Source organism: Pseudolactococcus insecticola (assembly GCF_011170065.1).
Lineage (GTDB): Bacteria > Bacillota > Bacilli > Lactobacillales > Streptococcaceae > Pseudolactococcus > Pseudolactococcus insecticola.
In genome coordinates this window covers 108,129-121,448 of the sequence record NZ_BLLH01000003.1, presented here as the reverse complement: position 1 = coordinate 121,448, position 13,320 = coordinate 108,129, and the positions used below count along the sequence as shown (strand labels likewise).

At 44.2% G+C, this 13,320-nt stretch carries 14 protein-coding genes; 11 read left to right on the top strand and 3 right to left on the bottom strand.

All coding sequences use genetic code 11. The annotated features are described in order from the left end of the window. The first annotated feature begins 105 nt into the window (after nt 1-105). From Hs20B_RS09740 to acpP, 4 genes are all read left to right on the top strand, one after another. A complete protein-coding gene (locus Hs20B_RS09740) occupies nt 106-1,068 on the top strand; it encodes a hypothetical protein (protein ID WP_228407478.1) in 963 nt (320 codons plus the stop codon). A 134-nt stretch (nt 1,069-1,202) separates the two neighbouring features. Beyond that, nucleotides 1,203-2,003 (top strand): Cof-type HAD-IIB family hydrolase, encoded by an 801-nt coding sequence (locus tag Hs20B_RS04425; RefSeq protein WP_172356023.1) that lies wholly within the window; start codon nt 1,203-1,205, stop codon nt 2,001-2,003. Nucleotides 2,004-2,066: 63 nt separating this feature from the next. Then, complete coding sequence (plsX, locus tag Hs20B_RS04420) at nt 2,067-3,083, top strand: phosphate acyltransferase PlsX (protein WP_172356021.1); 1,017 nt, start codon at nt 2,067-2,069, stop codon at nt 3,081-3,083. Continuing rightward, nucleotides 3,076-3,318: an acyl carrier protein gene (gene acpP, locus Hs20B_RS04415; protein WP_172356019.1), complete on the top strand. Its 243-nt coding sequence runs from the start codon at nt 3,076-3,078 to the stop codon at nt 3,316-3,318. The genes plsX and acpP overlap by 8 nt, the downstream gene beginning before the upstream one ends. A 46-nt stretch (nt 3,319-3,364) precedes the next feature. Here the strand turns inward: acpP and Hs20B_RS04410 are convergent, their stop codons facing one another. The 3 genes from Hs20B_RS04410 to Hs20B_RS04400 are packed head-to-tail and all read right to left on the bottom strand — an operon-like array spanning nt 3,365 to nt 5,583. Next, nucleotides 3,365-3,556: a hypothetical protein gene (locus tag Hs20B_RS04410; protein WP_172356017.1), complete on the bottom strand. Its 192-nt coding sequence runs from the start codon at nt 3,554-3,556 to the stop codon at nt 3,365-3,367. Beyond that, nucleotides 3,553-4,323: a hypothetical protein gene (locus tag Hs20B_RS04405; protein ID WP_172356015.1), complete on the bottom strand. Its 771-nt coding sequence runs from the start codon at nt 4,321-4,323 to the stop codon at nt 3,553-3,555. Before Hs20B_RS04405 ends, Hs20B_RS04410 begins: the two co-directional genes overlap by 4 nt. A gap of 3 nt (nt 4,324-4,326) precedes the next feature. After that, nucleotides 4,327-5,583: a replication-associated recombination protein A gene (locus Hs20B_RS04400; protein ID WP_172356013.1), complete on the bottom strand. Its 1,257-nt coding sequence runs from the start codon at nt 5,581-5,583 to the stop codon at nt 4,327-4,329. A 62-nt stretch (nt 5,584-5,645) separates the two neighbouring features. Between Hs20B_RS04400 and Hs20B_RS04395 the strand changes: the two genes are divergently transcribed. The 7 genes from Hs20B_RS04395 to Hs20B_RS04365 all read left to right on the top strand — a co-directional run bounded on the left by Hs20B_RS04395 (nt 5,646) and on the right by Hs20B_RS04365 (nt 13,295). Next, entirely contained in the window at nt 5,646-6,116 is a 471-nt protein-coding gene (locus tag Hs20B_RS04395; RefSeq protein WP_172356011.1) for a DUF3013 family protein, read from the top strand. Nucleotides 6,117-6,149: 33 nt separating this feature from the next. After that, the gene (locus Hs20B_RS04390; RefSeq protein ID WP_172356009.1) at nt 6,150-6,647 is read left to right on the top strand and encodes a hypothetical protein; all 498 of its coding nucleotides are present in this window, start codon (nt 6,150-6,152) and stop codon (nt 6,645-6,647) included. 141 nt (nt 6,648-6,788) lie between these two features. Continuing rightward, entirely contained in the window at nt 6,789-8,234 is a 1,446-nt protein-coding gene (locus tag Hs20B_RS04385; RefSeq protein WP_172356007.1) for a GBS Bsp-like repeat-containing protein, read from the top strand. After that, nucleotides 8,212-9,216 (top strand): glucosaminidase domain-containing protein, encoded by a 1,005-nt coding sequence (locus Hs20B_RS04380; RefSeq protein ID WP_172356006.1) that lies wholly within the window; start codon nt 8,212-8,214, stop codon nt 9,214-9,216. Before Hs20B_RS04385 ends, Hs20B_RS04380 begins: the two co-directional genes overlap by 23 nt. 84 nt (nt 9,217-9,300) lie before the next feature. Next, the gene (gene prmA / locus Hs20B_RS04375; protein WP_172356004.1) at nt 9,301-10,260 is read left to right on the top strand and encodes a 50S ribosomal protein L11 methyltransferase; all 960 of its coding nucleotides are present in this window, start codon (nt 9,301-9,303) and stop codon (nt 10,258-10,260) included. Between the two features lie 3 nt (nt 10,261-10,263). After that, nucleotides 10,264-11,010 carry a 16S rRNA (uracil(1498)-N(3))-methyltransferase gene (locus Hs20B_RS04370; protein WP_172356002.1) on the top strand — a complete coding sequence of 249 codons (747 nt, stop codon included), beginning with the start codon at nt 10,264-10,266 and terminating at the stop codon, nt 11,008-11,010. 74 nt (nt 11,011-11,084) lie between these two features. Beyond that, nucleotides 11,085-13,295: a RelA/SpoT family protein gene (locus Hs20B_RS04365; RefSeq protein WP_172356000.1), complete on the top strand. Its 2,211-nt coding sequence runs from the start codon at nt 11,085-11,087 to the stop codon at nt 13,293-13,295. Nucleotides 13,296-13,320: the final 25 nt, after the last annotated feature.

The window sequence follows — 13,320 nt, the reverse complement described above, 5'->3', positions numbered from 1 at the left end:
AATTTTTTCGAGTTTTTTATTGACAAAATCTATCTATCTATCTATCTATAATAAAGTATAGCTTACTATAAGCTAAATATTTTAGAATTCATAAGAGGGAAAATTATGAAGAAACTACTTATTGCATTGGCGCTGCTGTTTGGTGCGGCAGGCGCAACGACGGTTGCACATGCTCAGGACAGCGCAAACTGGGTGAACATGTATCGTGTTTACAATCCTAACTCGGGTGAGCATTTTTACACAGCATCAACTGCTGAGCGTGATGGCTTAGTGAAAGCTGGTTGGAAATACGAAGGCCTTGGCTGGATAGCACCTGGAAAATCAGACGCACCGGTCTATCGTATGTACAACAAAAACGCTGGCGATCACCACTACACGATGAATGCGGCTGAAAAAAATAGCCTCATCAAAGCCGGCTGGAAATACGAAGGCATCGGCTGGTACTCATCAGAGTACGCACAACAGAACAGTAAATCCAAAAAAGAATTAGCCGTCTACCGTGCATATAATCCAAATGCTAAAGCAGGTAGTCACAACTATACGCTCAATCCAGCAGAACAAGCGTCACTCGTTAAAGCGGGCTGGAAAAACGAAAACGTTGCCTGGTATGCAATGATACCAAATACTGCAACACAAAAATGGAATATCGTTCTTACGAAAATTTTGAATAATAGCGGTAACACAGGTCTGAAATCTCCAAATGGTAACTATGTAAACAAAGGTGGTGCAACGCTTGCACAAGCTGAGAAATTACTTGGATTACCTGTAAAGTCGGTCACTTTAATTAATCCTGTTTTGGCAAATAGCGGCTTGACAAAATTACCAAATGGCCAAATAACGGCCAAATTATCAAATGGCGCAACAATAGATCTTAACACGAGCATTGTCACGCTTGAAAAGGTTGATTGTCCCGCTGGTTATGTACCTATTATTATTCGTTTTGAATCCAGTGCTTCTAAGCTAGTTGGCGGTAGTGGTATCGTAGGTACGACAGATGCAGTCAAAAAAGCAAATGCGAAAATAACTTACGCAACAATCTCTACTCCAGCATTGATTGATTATTATTAAGTTGGACAATAACAGAAAAAGTAAACGCCACAGTGAGTTTGCTTTTTTTTGTTATCAGTTAATTAGGCTATCATTGTTTCCCCAAAAAACCTCATTTTCAGCCAAACTCACGCCAAAGGTGTTATAATAAAACCATGATAAAAAAATTAGTAGCGACGGACATGGACGGGACTTTTTTAGATGATAAGGGTGATTATGACAAGGTGCGTTTTGCGCGATTGCTTGATCGATTGGCAGAGCAGGATACTTTGTTTGCGGCCGCGTCTGGGCGTCAGCTTTTGGCGCTAGAGGCTATGTTTGCCGACTTTTCTGATCGGATCGTGTTTGTGGCGGAAAATGGTGGTATCGTTAAGTATCAAGGTAAGGTCTTGTTTGAGGAACAGATGCCATTTGACAAGGTTTTAGAGATCGTAGATGTGGTTAGAAACTCAGACTACATCAAGGGTGACGCGGTTTTGCTGAGCGGTGCGCAGGGGTCTTATATCTTTGAGACAGCAAGCGACTATTATAAGAAAAAGGCGAATTTTTACTATGAAAATGTTCAGGAGCTACCTGACTTTTCTGGCGTGACCGACGATATCCTCAAGCTGACCGTGAATTTTTCGGCTGAAAAAGTACTCGAGGGAGAAGCCTGGGTCAACGCGCAAGTCGCTGGTGTTCGTGCGGTGACGACTGGGTTTGAGTCGATTGACATCATTCCTGAAGGAATCAGCAAGGCGACGGGGCTTAGGCATATCGCTGAAAAGTTTACGCTTACGCCTTCTGACATCACGGCTTTTGGCGACAATCTCAATGACCTTGAGATGCTGGACTATGCTGGACACGCTATCGCAACAGCTAACGCACGCGATGAGATTAAAGCCATTTCTGACGATATCATCGGTCATCATAAAGATGCTGCCGTTCTGAGTTATCTGGAAACGCATCTCATATAGTAAAAATCGTTATCTATTTGTCATGAAATTGAAAAAAACCGAAAAATATGGTATATTATTAGAATGAAAAAGAAACTAGCAATTGATGCGATGGGTGGCGATTTTGCACCCAAATCCGTTGTCGAAGGGGTCAAGCAGGCACAGGCTGCTTTTTCGGATACTGAGTTTATCTTGTTTGGTGACGAGGAAAAAATCCGCGCCTACCTAAGCGATGAGACCAATATCACGATTGTGCACACGCCTGATAAGATTGACTCTGGCGAGGCAGATCCGGTCAAGGCCATCCGCAAGAAAAAGTCAGCCAGCATGGTCATGGCAGCCACTGCTGTCAAAAATGGCGAAGCCGACGCACTCATCTCTGCAGGCAATACGGGTGCGCTTTTAGCGAGTGGTATCTTTGTTGTCGGGCGGATTAAGCAGGTTGATCGACCAGGCCTCATGTCCACTATGCCCACGGCTGACGGTGCTGGTTTTGATATGCTGGATCTCGGGGCTAACGCTGAAAATACGGCACGCCACCTGCATAACTTTGCTGTTTTAGGCTCTTTCTATGCCTCAAACGTCAGAGGCATCAAGTCACCACGCATCGGACTTTTGAACAATGGTTCAGAAGCCAGCAAAGGTGCTCCTTTGCAAAAAGAAGCTTACGACCTTTTATCGGCAGATACGAGCATTAACTTCATTGGGAACGTTGAGGCGCGTGATTTGCTGAGTGGTGTCGCTGACGTTGTAGTCACTGACGGTTTCACTGGAAATGCTGTCCTGAAATCTATCGAGGGCACCGCATCAAATCTGATGAAACAACTGATGACGGCCATCAATCAAGGCGGGCTGCGTGCGAAACTAGGCGCACTTTTGATGAAAAAATCGCTTTACAGTCTTAAAGACTCGCTTGACTATGAAAAAGCAGGCGGTGCGGTACTTTTCGGACTCAAGGCGCCAGTTGTCAAAAGTCATGGCTCATCTAATGCAGATGCGATCTTTGCGACAATCAAACAAACACACAAAATGCTTGAAACAGACGTTGTTGGGAAGTTAGTCCAGCATTATAACGCAGAAAATGGGGTAGCAAATGACTAAATCAGAAATTTTCAACAAAATCAAAGCAACACTGGTCGAGAGCCTGGATGTTGATCCAGAGACGATTACGGAGTCAACTAATATCGTTGATGATTTGCAAGCTGACTCGATCAGCATCATGGAGTTCACGCTGGCGCTTGAAGATGAGTTTGGCATTGAAATCTCTGATGAAGACGCAGAACACATTTTGACGATTGGTCAGGTTTCTGACTATATCAGCCAAAAAATTGCATAAAATAATAGCCTGACTTTTCGAAAAGTCAGGCTATTTTGTTGTTAGATTAACGATTGTCAAGTCCGCCTTGAAAGTCGGTGTCGATATCTTGGACGTAGTCTTTATAGTAGTTGACAAGGTTGCGTTTGAATTCTTGATAGTCGTCCTCGGTATAGTTGAGACTGTCGTCAATCTGCGCCTTAAAATGTGGTAGATTGAGCTCTGTTCGGATGCGTTTTTCCATTTCTTCTCTTGTCATTTTTGCTCACTTTCTTTTTGTTTGGGGATAAAATCCCAGGTGATATGCCCTTTTTTGGGTGGTTCTACCTCAACAGCAGGACGATCCTCAAATGGCGTTGAAGGGTCATAGGAAAGACCTGAGACAGGGTCAATGACTTGCAGTCTTGTCGGTGTTTCATCTGATTTTTCAAACGGAGTAGTAGCAACTTCGTCATGGTCATCATCTTCAGCATAGTCTGGCAGAGGATTCTGCTTTATGAAAGACATGAGAAAGTCAAGAGATGGTTCATCAGTTGTCGCTTGTGTCGGTGTTTTAGGGACGTCAGCAGTTGCAATAAAATCAAGCGCCTCCTGACCCATAATCGGCATTTTTCGCTCCCGCAAAACTCGGTGATAGTCATACTCAGCTGAGTCAAAGTCTAGTTTGGCGAGGTCATAAGCGGCTTGTGCCATGATGACCTTGCGAAAGGCATATTGGCCAGTAGCATTTTCGTTGTCTAATAGTTGTTTTGCGGCGTCATAGGCTGTTTTTGCATGGCTTAGCGTGTTATCTGCGGCGATGATTTCTGTTTCAGTGATGACATCCTGCGCACGAATCTTATCCGCCGCCTGAATGGCGAGAGAATAGGCTTGCGTTTTGGCTTCAAAGTCGCGTTTTGCTGCAGCTTTATTTTTTTCAGATTCGTTGAGGACGTCCAAGGCGACTTTGATTTCGGATGAGGCTTTCGACATTTCTTGATTGGCAGCTTCGAGACGCGTTTTGGCGTCTAATAATTTATCAGTCATAGATTAACCTTTTTTATATTTATTGATTTCGTCGAGTCGCATTTGCAGGGCGCGTTCGTATTTGCCCAAGCCATCAGAGTGAAAATACTGAACATTTTTTAGCTTATCAGGCAGATATTGTTGGTCGACCCAGTGACCTGGAAAGTTGTGCGGATACTGGTAATTCACAGCGCGGCCGAGTTTTTGTGCGCCGGCATAGTGACCATCTTGCAAATGTGCGGGCATATCAAGTGCGCCGTGCTGATGGAGATCAGAAATAGCATCGTCCATAGCGGCATAGGCAGCATTTGACTTGGGCGAAAGTGCAAGGTCGACCACAACATTTGCCAAAGGAATCCGCGCCTCTGGAAAACCGATCCGCTCGGCAGCAGAGACAGCAGTCACGGTTCGTGCGCTGGCATCAGGGTTTGCAAGGCCGATGTCCTCATAAGAAATGACGATCAGGCGTCTCGCAAGACTCTGCAAGTCGCCACCTTCAATCAAGCGCGCCGCATAGTGTAAGGCGGCGTTGACGTCAGAGCCACGGATGGACTTTTGTAGTGCCGAGAGCAAGTCGTAGTGGGCATCGCCATCCTTGTCAAATGTCGCAGCAGATTTTTGTAGCGAATTTTCCATATCAGAGAGTGTTACATGGTGCTCAGAGCTTGATAAAACTGCGAGTTCGAGCGAGTTTAGCGCTGCACGCACATCACCATTTGTCGAGTGGATGAGAAATTGTTTGGCATCCTCATCTAAAATCACGTCAAAGTCAAAGCCATTTTTATGGTCAGAAATGGCGCGTTCAGCCGCCACCGCAATGTCGTCAGGCGTCAGGGGTTTCAGCTCAAAAATCTGAACCCGACTTCTGATGGCGGGCACAACGCTAAAGTAAGGATTTTCAGTCGTCGCCCCAATCAAGATGATTTCACCATTTTCAAGCAAGGGTAAAAGAAAATCTTGCTTAGGTTTGTCAAGCCGGTGAATCTCGTCAAGTAGCAAGACGAGCTGACCTGAAAACTTTGCTTCTTCTGCAATTTCTTGGAGTTTTGTTTTCTTGTCAGATGTTGCGTTAAATGTCCGAAAGGCCATGTCAGCAGTGCCTGCAATTGCTGATGCAATCGACGTTTTGCCTATTCCTGGTGGGCCGTAGAGAATCATTGAGCTCAGGAGTTTTGTCTCAACCATGCGCCGAATAATCTTGCCCTCACCGACCAAATGGCGCTGGCCGATGATGTCATCAATCGTTTGCGGCCGCAATCGCCGCGCCAAATTTTCTTTCATTTTCATACTCCTTAAAAAAATGCTATACTTATATTATAACATTTTTTACCAAAGGAGAAATTATGTCAAAATTCGGCTTTTTAGATGTTTTGGATGAGGCCTTGACGCAGCAGTTTAGTTATGATTATGAGATAAATTGGGATAAGAAAAACCACGCCGTAGAAGTTTTTTATCTGATAGATGTTGAAAACCCAGGTGTTGCAGTCACTGACACTGAAAATGACGATGAGGCGTCGAGCGAGAACATCTCGTTTGAAGATGCGGTTGTCTTTTATAACCCTGAAAAATCAAAAATCCAAGCAGACGATTACTTGGCAAGCTTTCCATATGCGCCCAAAAAAGGCTTGTCAAAAGAATATATCCAGTATGTTGTCGCCTTTTTGCAAGAAACAGCGGATAATGAACTTGACGCTCTGATGGACTTTTTAGCTTCTGACGAAAGTGAATTTACGGGCACATTTGATCAAGAAGCCTTTGATGAAGGTGTGAAAAAGCTGGTTGAAACAGAGTTTTTTGCTTATCCTAGATATTGATTGAAAGGGAAATAAAAGGGAATAAAGATCACCATGAAGAAAAAAATAGGAATTATTTTAGGTGTTATCGCCGTGCTTATTATTACAACGGTCGCACTATTTGCAACGCACAAAAATGAGAATACAAAGAAGGCATCGTCGAAAACAACGCACTCTGTCAAAAAAACAAAGTCATCTCTATCTTCATCAGCCACTCAGGAAACGACAAGTTCTTCAACAAGCACAGTGAGTTCAGTAAGCGCTGCGTCAGAAGTTGGGTCGAGTGAATCTGTGATTGCGAGTTCGTCTGCGGTGTCTTCGTCAGAAGTCGTTGAGCACGGTTCAGCAGAAGAAAGTAAATGGTCAGAACAGTCAAGTGAGGCAGCAAAAGTGATGACTGTTTCCGAAGCACGTCTTGTGCTTCGGGAAATCAAGATTGATGACAGTGATTTTTCAAACGCAGACATCAACAGTTATATATTGGCAGCGCAAAAAGATGGCAAAGATTTCAAAACATATATGGCTGAGCAAGTGCTGCCCGGATTAAAATAGAAACAAAGTATCATAAACTACTGTATGCTTACGATACTTTTTGTGTTACAATATCAGTTATACTAAAGAATAGTTCAAGCAATTTAATCTCATGAAGATGAAAATAACATTGTTTGAAATAAAACAAGTCACGGGGTAAAAATGAAGTCCATAAACAAAAAAATCATAACAGTCATTATTTTTCAATTTGCGCTGATTTTAACAGTCATGACGGCACATGCAAGTGTGGTTAATCAGGCAATCATCTCACAAAAAATTCAGCCGGTGCAGGAAAAAATGCAGTTGGGTGGCATCTACAGTCAAAATTCAGCAAAAAATGGCGGTATCAACATGTCGTATGCTGCAGGTAAGCCGCAACTTGTCATTATCCATGATGTTGGTGTAGATGGTGGTAGTATCCAGAATTCCATTAGCTACATGATACGAACGCAAGAAAACGCCTTTGTTCATGCCTTTGTGGATGGTAGCCAGTTGATAACGATTGCCGATACAGCAAAAAAAGCATGGGGAGCTGGCATATATGGTAATCGCTATGGTATTCAGATTGAACAAATGCGAGTGGGGTCACGTGATGCCTTTTATAAACAAATCGCAACACTTGCAAATTGGACGTCAATCCAGTTACTAAAATATAACATGGGCGCTCCAAAACTCATGACATCACCGAATACTGTCAGTCCCAACCCAAGCTCACCACTTGATGGGAATATCGCCACGCATAAAATGATTTCTTACAAGTGGGGCGGAACAGACCACACGGATCCGGATGAGTACTGGGCAAGGTTTGGCTATGATGCCAATCAATTTACCGAACTTGTCACCTACTACTACAATATTAATAAAATCAACTACACACCAGAAATCAAAAGTACAGCCATCGAAGGTAATCCAGCCACAGGGACATTTAAAGTTCGTGTGAAGACAAATGCGGCAACGACAACTGTCAAGGTTCCGGTCTGGTCAAATCAAAACGGTCAAGATGACATCGTTTGGTATGATGCAAAAAAAGTAGGCACAGGCGAGTTCCTTGCGACGGTTTCATTAGCCCTTCACGGATATGAGAGCGGAAATTACTCGATTGCAGCTTATGCTTATGCAGGTAATAACACTGCCGGAGTGACAATCTCAAATGATTATGCCATCAGTTTACAAGCTTTGCCTAATGGACAAAATCGAATGTATCGTATCTATAATCAAAATAGCGGAGAGCACTTTTACACGGCTTCATTGCCAGAGCTTAGAAGTCTAGTCGTCACAAATGGATGGCACTATGAAGGTATCGGATGGCTTGCACCTGAAAAGTCAACGGTTCCAGTCTACCGCGTTTATAATAAAAATGCAGGCGATCATCACTATACCACGAACGTTAACGAAAAAAATAGTCTCGTTAAGGCGGGCTGGAAATATGAAGGCATCGGCTGGTACAGTGATGATAAAAAAACGGTTCCAGTCTACCGCGCCTATAACAAAAATGCCAAGGCAGGAAGCCATAACTATACGGTCAATCTCGCTGAACAGCAAAACTTGATCAAATTAGGTTGGAGAAACGAAGGAATAGGATGGTATGCCCTTGGTACAGGAAATTAAGCGTGTCATATTAGCAGGTATCCTTGCTGGTGTTGCGCTAGTGAGTACGAAATCCTATGCAGCAGAAAATGGGACCGTCACAATGGAGAGACTCTATAACCCTAACAGCGGCGAGCATTTTTATACGCAAAATAAAGCAGAGCAGACAAAGTTAGTCAAGCTAGGTTGGCACGATGAAGGTATCGGCTGGACTGCACCTGCGACATCTGCTACGCCAGTCTACCGTGTCTATAACAAAAACTCTGGTGATCACCACTACACGACAAGTCTTGCCGAAAAAAATAACTTAGTTAAACTTGGCTGGCGTAATGAAGGTATCGGCTGGTACTCTGCTGAGGCAGATGCAACACCAATATTTCGTGCCTACAACGCCAATGCAAAAGCGGGTAGTCACAACTATACAAAGAATAGTCAAGAGCAACAAATGCTTGTGACAAAAGGCTGGCGTAATGAAGGTATCGGCTGGTATGGCCTCGATGTTGATCTAACTGGTGTTCCACAGGCGCAAACCTCTTGGTACAAAACGATAGAAAGCCCTGCGATTTCAGTAGCAAATCGTAACAACCTCTATCCATCTATCATGGTCGCGCAAGCCATTCTAGAGTCTGGTTGGGGGCAAAGTGAACTCGCACAAAATGCGATGAATTTTTTTGGTATCAAGGCAGATCAAACCTGGTTAGGTGCTGGGAAACCCTATTATACAATCAATACACAGGAGTACGTTGATGGCACCTACATTACTGTGATGGCAAACTTTAGAAAATATAGCAGTGTCTCAAATGGTCTACAAGGCTACGCAGATAAGCTAAAAACAACGCTAAACGGCAATAGTCTTAGATATGCTAACGTCTTTAGAGATCAAGCAGATGACTATATCACAGCTGCAAAAAATCTCCAAAAAGATGGCTACGCAACATCACCTACCTATGCTGAAAAACTAATCACGGTCATCAAAAACTATCGATTGTACGTGCTGGATTGAAAATAGATCACAAACCCAAAAGCGAGCAATCGCTTTTTTTGCTATAATAAAGCTAACCCAACCAAACGAGAGGATACAAAAAATATGAATAACTGGAATGAATTATCAGTTAAGGTTTCACGTGAAACCGAGGAGACCGTGAGTAATATCTTGATTGATGCAGGAGCGCAGGGTGTAGCGATTGAGGACACGCAGGACTATCTGGATAATGAGGATAAGTTTGGCGAGATTTTGCCTGACATCACGCAGCTTGAGACAGTTATCATCAAGGCGTACTATCCTGAAAATCTGTCGATTATTGAGATTGCGTCAAGCGTCAAGGCACAGATTACTGGACTTACTGTCTTTGGTCTGGATCCTGGTTCGGACTTTAGTGTTGATGTACAGAGTTTGGCTGAAAACGATTGGTCAGATAGTTGGAAACAGTATTTTCTGCCCGCACGAATCTCTCATAACTTGACCATTGTGCCGTCATGGACGGACTATACGCCTACGTCTTCTGACGAAAAAATCATCCGTCTGGATCCCGGTATGGCCTTTGGGACAGGAACACATCCGACGACTAAGCTCTCACTTTTTGCGCTTGAGCAGACGCTACGTGGTGGTGAAACATTGCTTGATGTAGGAACCGGCTCTGGCGTGCTTTCTATCGCAGCTAGCCTACTTGGCGCGTGTGAGATTCACGCTTACGATCTGGATGACGTCGCAGTTAAAGTCGCTGAGGAAAATATCCAGCTCAATGCCGATATGACAAATATCAGCGTTGCAGCAGGTGATCTGCTGAAAAATGTCGACATCAAAGCCGATGTGATTGTGGCAAATATCCTAGCAGATATCCTCATGAACGTGGTAGATGATGCCTATAAACTCTTAAATGACGGCGGTTTTCTGATTATGAGTGGCATTATCGACAGCAAGTCACAGATGATTTTGGACAAGGCACACGAAGCGGGGTTTGCACTTCTGACACGCATGCAGCAGGGTGAGTGGCACTGCTTGATTTTTCAAAAAGCCGATGAAGACACAAGTGTTGTTGGAGGGTAGCAGATGCAACAGTATTTTTCCAAACAAGCGCAGCCAGCTGAAAACACAGATTTCACGCTAGACGCAGCTGACAGTTACCACCTATTTACCGTTATGCGCGCACAGGAAAACGAACAAGTTCAGGTCGTTTTTGCAGATAAAAAGCTGACCCTTTCTGCGGTCAATGCAGACTTAAAAAGCTTGCGCGTGCTGCATACACTTGAACGTCAGATAGAGTTACCTCTGGACGTCACGATAGCGGTTGGTTTACCAAAGAGCGATAAACTTGAGTTTATCACACAAAAAGCAACTGAGCTTGGTGCACATGAGATTTTAGCCTATCCTGCTGAGTGGTCAGTCACAAAACTTGACGCCAAAAAAATTGTCAAAAAAACAGAGCGCCTAAACAAGATTGCAAAAGGTGCAGCAGAGCAGTCAAAACGCCTGATGATTCCTGACGTTACGATCTTGCCAAGTCGCAAGAACTTGCTTACGTTATTTAGCCAGTATGATCAAGTCCTAGTCGCCTACGAAGAGTCAGCCAAGTCGGGCGAACTTGCAGCATTTGCCCAAAGCCTCAAGACGGCCGAAGTCGGACAGAAGCTCCTTGTTATCTTTGGGCCTGAAGGTGGCATCTCACCTGACGAAATCGTAGCCTTTACCGCAGAAGGCGCAAGCCTGATTGGCCTTGGTCCTCGCATCATGCGTGCAGAAACAGCACCGTTATATGTGCTGAGTGCTGTGTCGTTTTATCAGGAATTATTGAAATAGGAGCTTGCTCCTTTTTCTTTTCACCTGAAAATGTTAAAATAAGTATAATCTCTGAAAAGGAACTTAGTAAATCTATGGCATCAGAACCGAATTTAACTGGCGCAGAAGTCGTCAAATTAACAGAAAGTTACATGAACGAGCGCGACGTGATTTTGGTCAAAAAAGCGCTAAAATACGCGACAGAGGCACATAAGGAGCAGTATCGTCAGTCGGGTGAGCCGTATATCATCCATCCCATACAGGTAGCTGGGATATTAGCCAAACTAAAACTTGACGCCGTGACTGTGGCGAGCGGTTTTTTGCATGATGTGGTCGAGGACACAGAGGCGACACTGGATGACTTGGAACGCGAGTTTGGCGAGGAAGTTCGACTCATCACGGATGGCGTGACAAAGCTCGGCAAGGTTGAGTACAAGAGTCACGAAGAGCAACTGGCCGAAAACCACCGCAAGATGCTCATGGCCATGTCTAAGGATATGCGCGTGATCCTAGTCAAGCTAGCCGACCGACTGCACAATATGCGCACACTCAAACATTTGCGTCCTGACAAACAAAAGCGGATTTCCAGAGAAACGATGGCAATCTATGCGCCACTAGCGCATCGTCTGGGTATTTCACGTATCAAGTGGGAACTAGAAGATTTGTCGTTTCGTTATCTGGACGAAATCGAATTTTACCGCATTCGAGGCTTGATGAAAGAAAAGCGTGCCGACCGTGAAAAGTTGGTAGATGAAGTAATCAGTAAACTTAAAGAATATACAGAAAAAGTTGGTGTTGTCGGTGAAATTTACGGCAGGCCTAAGCATATCTATAGCATTTATCGCAAGATGCACGACAAGAAAAAACGTTTTGATGAGCTTTATGACTTGATTGCCGTGCGCTGTATTTTGGACACGACAAGCGATGTCTATACGACTTTGGGCTATATCCATGACCTCTGGAAGCCTATGCCTGGACGTTTCAAAGACTACATTGCAAATCCTAAGGCCAATGGCTATCAGTCTGTCCATACGACGGTTTACGGGCCCAAGGGCCCAATGGAATTTCAAATTCGGACTCGTGAAATGCATGAAATCGCAGAGTTCGGGGTTGCTGCGCATTGGGCATACAAAGAAGGTCGCAAGGGCAAGGTTTCAACAGATGAAATCTCGCAAAATCTGAACTGGATCAATGAATTAGTCGAGCTCCAAGATGAGAGTCATGACGCGCAGGACTTTGTCAAGGCGGTGCAAGAGGACATCTTGTCAGAAAAGATCTACATTTTTACGCCAGACGGTGCTGTTCAGGAGCTTCCTGCAGGGTCTGGGCCGATTGATTTTGCCTATGCCATTCACACGCAGGTCGGCGATAAGGCCGTTGGTGCCAAGGTTAATGGGCGGATGACACCATTGACACAGGTGCTAAAAACAGGTGATGTGGTAGAAATTGTGACCAATAAAACATCATTTGGGCCTAGCCGTGACTGGATAAAGCTGGTCAAAACAAACAAAGCACGTAATAAAATCAAGCAGTTTTTTAAAAATCAAGATAAAGAACTCTCGATTAACAAGGGCCGTGAACTTTTACAGGAATATCTGCAAGAACATGGGTTTGTCCCCAACCAATACCTAGATAAAAAACACCTAGAGCCAGTCTGTGATCGTCTGAATTTTAGAGATCCGGAGTCTCTCTTTGCGTCTATCGGTTTTGGTGAAACGGGTGTTATTACCGTTTTTAACAAATTAACCGAGGATGAGCGCCGTGAGATTGAGCGGGAAAAAGCGCGCAAAGAGGCCGAAGAGCTGATGAACGGTGAGGTCAAAACCAAGGGCGATATCATGAAGATTCGCCATGACGGCGGGGTCAATGTGGCTGGGATTGATAGTCTTTTGATCCGCATGAGTAAGTGCTGTAACCCTGTTCCTGGCGATGCGATTGTCGGCTATATCACCAAGGGTCGTGGCGTTTCGATCCACAGAACCGACTGTCAGAACGTCAAAAATCAGGAAGACTACGAGAATCGTCTGATTGCAGTCGAGTGGGAAGAAGAAGTTGGCAACAAGGAATATGTGGCTAATATTGATATTTTCGGCTTTAACCGAACAGGTATCGCAAATGACGTCATGCAAGTGTTGTCAAATACGACTAAAAAATTGATTTCGATCAATGCGCAGCCGACGAAAGACTTGAAAATGGCAAATATTCACGTCCAACTTGGTATCAAAAACTTGTCAGAACTGACAACAGTTGTCGATAAGATCAAGATGGTGCCTGACGTTTACAGTGTTAAACGAACAAATGGTTAATCTCCTATATGGTTTTGAGATGTGA

Bases quoted from the DNA above. Each gene is read 5' to 3' on its own strand.
- Hs20B_RS09740 (WP_228407478.1), top strand. From the start codon at position 106: ATGAAGAAACTACTTATTGCATTGGCGCTGCTGTTTGGTGCGGCAGGC.
- Hs20B_RS04425 (WP_172356023.1), top strand. From the start codon at position 1,203: ATGATAAAAAAATTAGTAGCGACGGACATGGACGGGACTTTTTTAGAT.
- plsX (WP_172356021.1), top strand. From the start codon at position 2,067: ATGAAAAAGAAACTAGCAATTGATGCGATGGGTGGCGATTTTGCACCC.
- acpP (WP_172356019.1), top strand. From the start codon at position 3,076: ATGACTAAATCAGAAATTTTCAACAAAATCAAAGCAACACTGGTCGAG.
- Hs20B_RS04410 (WP_172356017.1), bottom strand. From the start codon at position 3,556: ATGACAAGAGAAGAAATGGAAAAACGCATCCGAACAGAGCTCAATCTA.
- Hs20B_RS04405 (WP_172356015.1), bottom strand. From the start codon at position 4,323: ATGACTGATAAATTATTAGACGCCAAAACGCGTCTCGAAGCTGCCAAT.
- Hs20B_RS04400 (WP_172356013.1), bottom strand. From the start codon at position 5,583: ATGAAAGAAAATTTGGCGCGGCGATTGCGGCCGCAAACGATTGATGAC.
- Hs20B_RS04395 (WP_172356011.1), top strand. From the start codon at position 5,646: ATGTCAAAATTCGGCTTTTTAGATGTTTTGGATGAGGCCTTGACGCAG.
- Hs20B_RS04390 (WP_172356009.1), top strand. From the start codon at position 6,150: ATGAAGAAAAAAATAGGAATTATTTTAGGTGTTATCGCCGTGCTTATT.
- Hs20B_RS04385 (WP_172356007.1), top strand. From the start codon at position 6,789: ATGAAGTCCATAAACAAAAAAATCATAACAGTCATTATTTTTCAATTT.
- Hs20B_RS04380 (WP_172356006.1), top strand. From the start codon at position 8,212: ATGCCCTTGGTACAGGAAATTAAGCGTGTCATATTAGCAGGTATCCTT.
- prmA (WP_172356004.1), top strand. From the start codon at position 9,301: ATGAATAACTGGAATGAATTATCAGTTAAGGTTTCACGTGAAACCGAG.
- Hs20B_RS04370 (WP_172356002.1), top strand. From the start codon at position 10,264: ATGCAACAGTATTTTTCCAAACAAGCGCAGCCAGCTGAAAACACAGAT.
- Hs20B_RS04365 (WP_172356000.1), top strand. From the start codon at position 11,085: ATGGCATCAGAACCGAATTTAACTGGCGCAGAAGTCGTCAAATTAACA.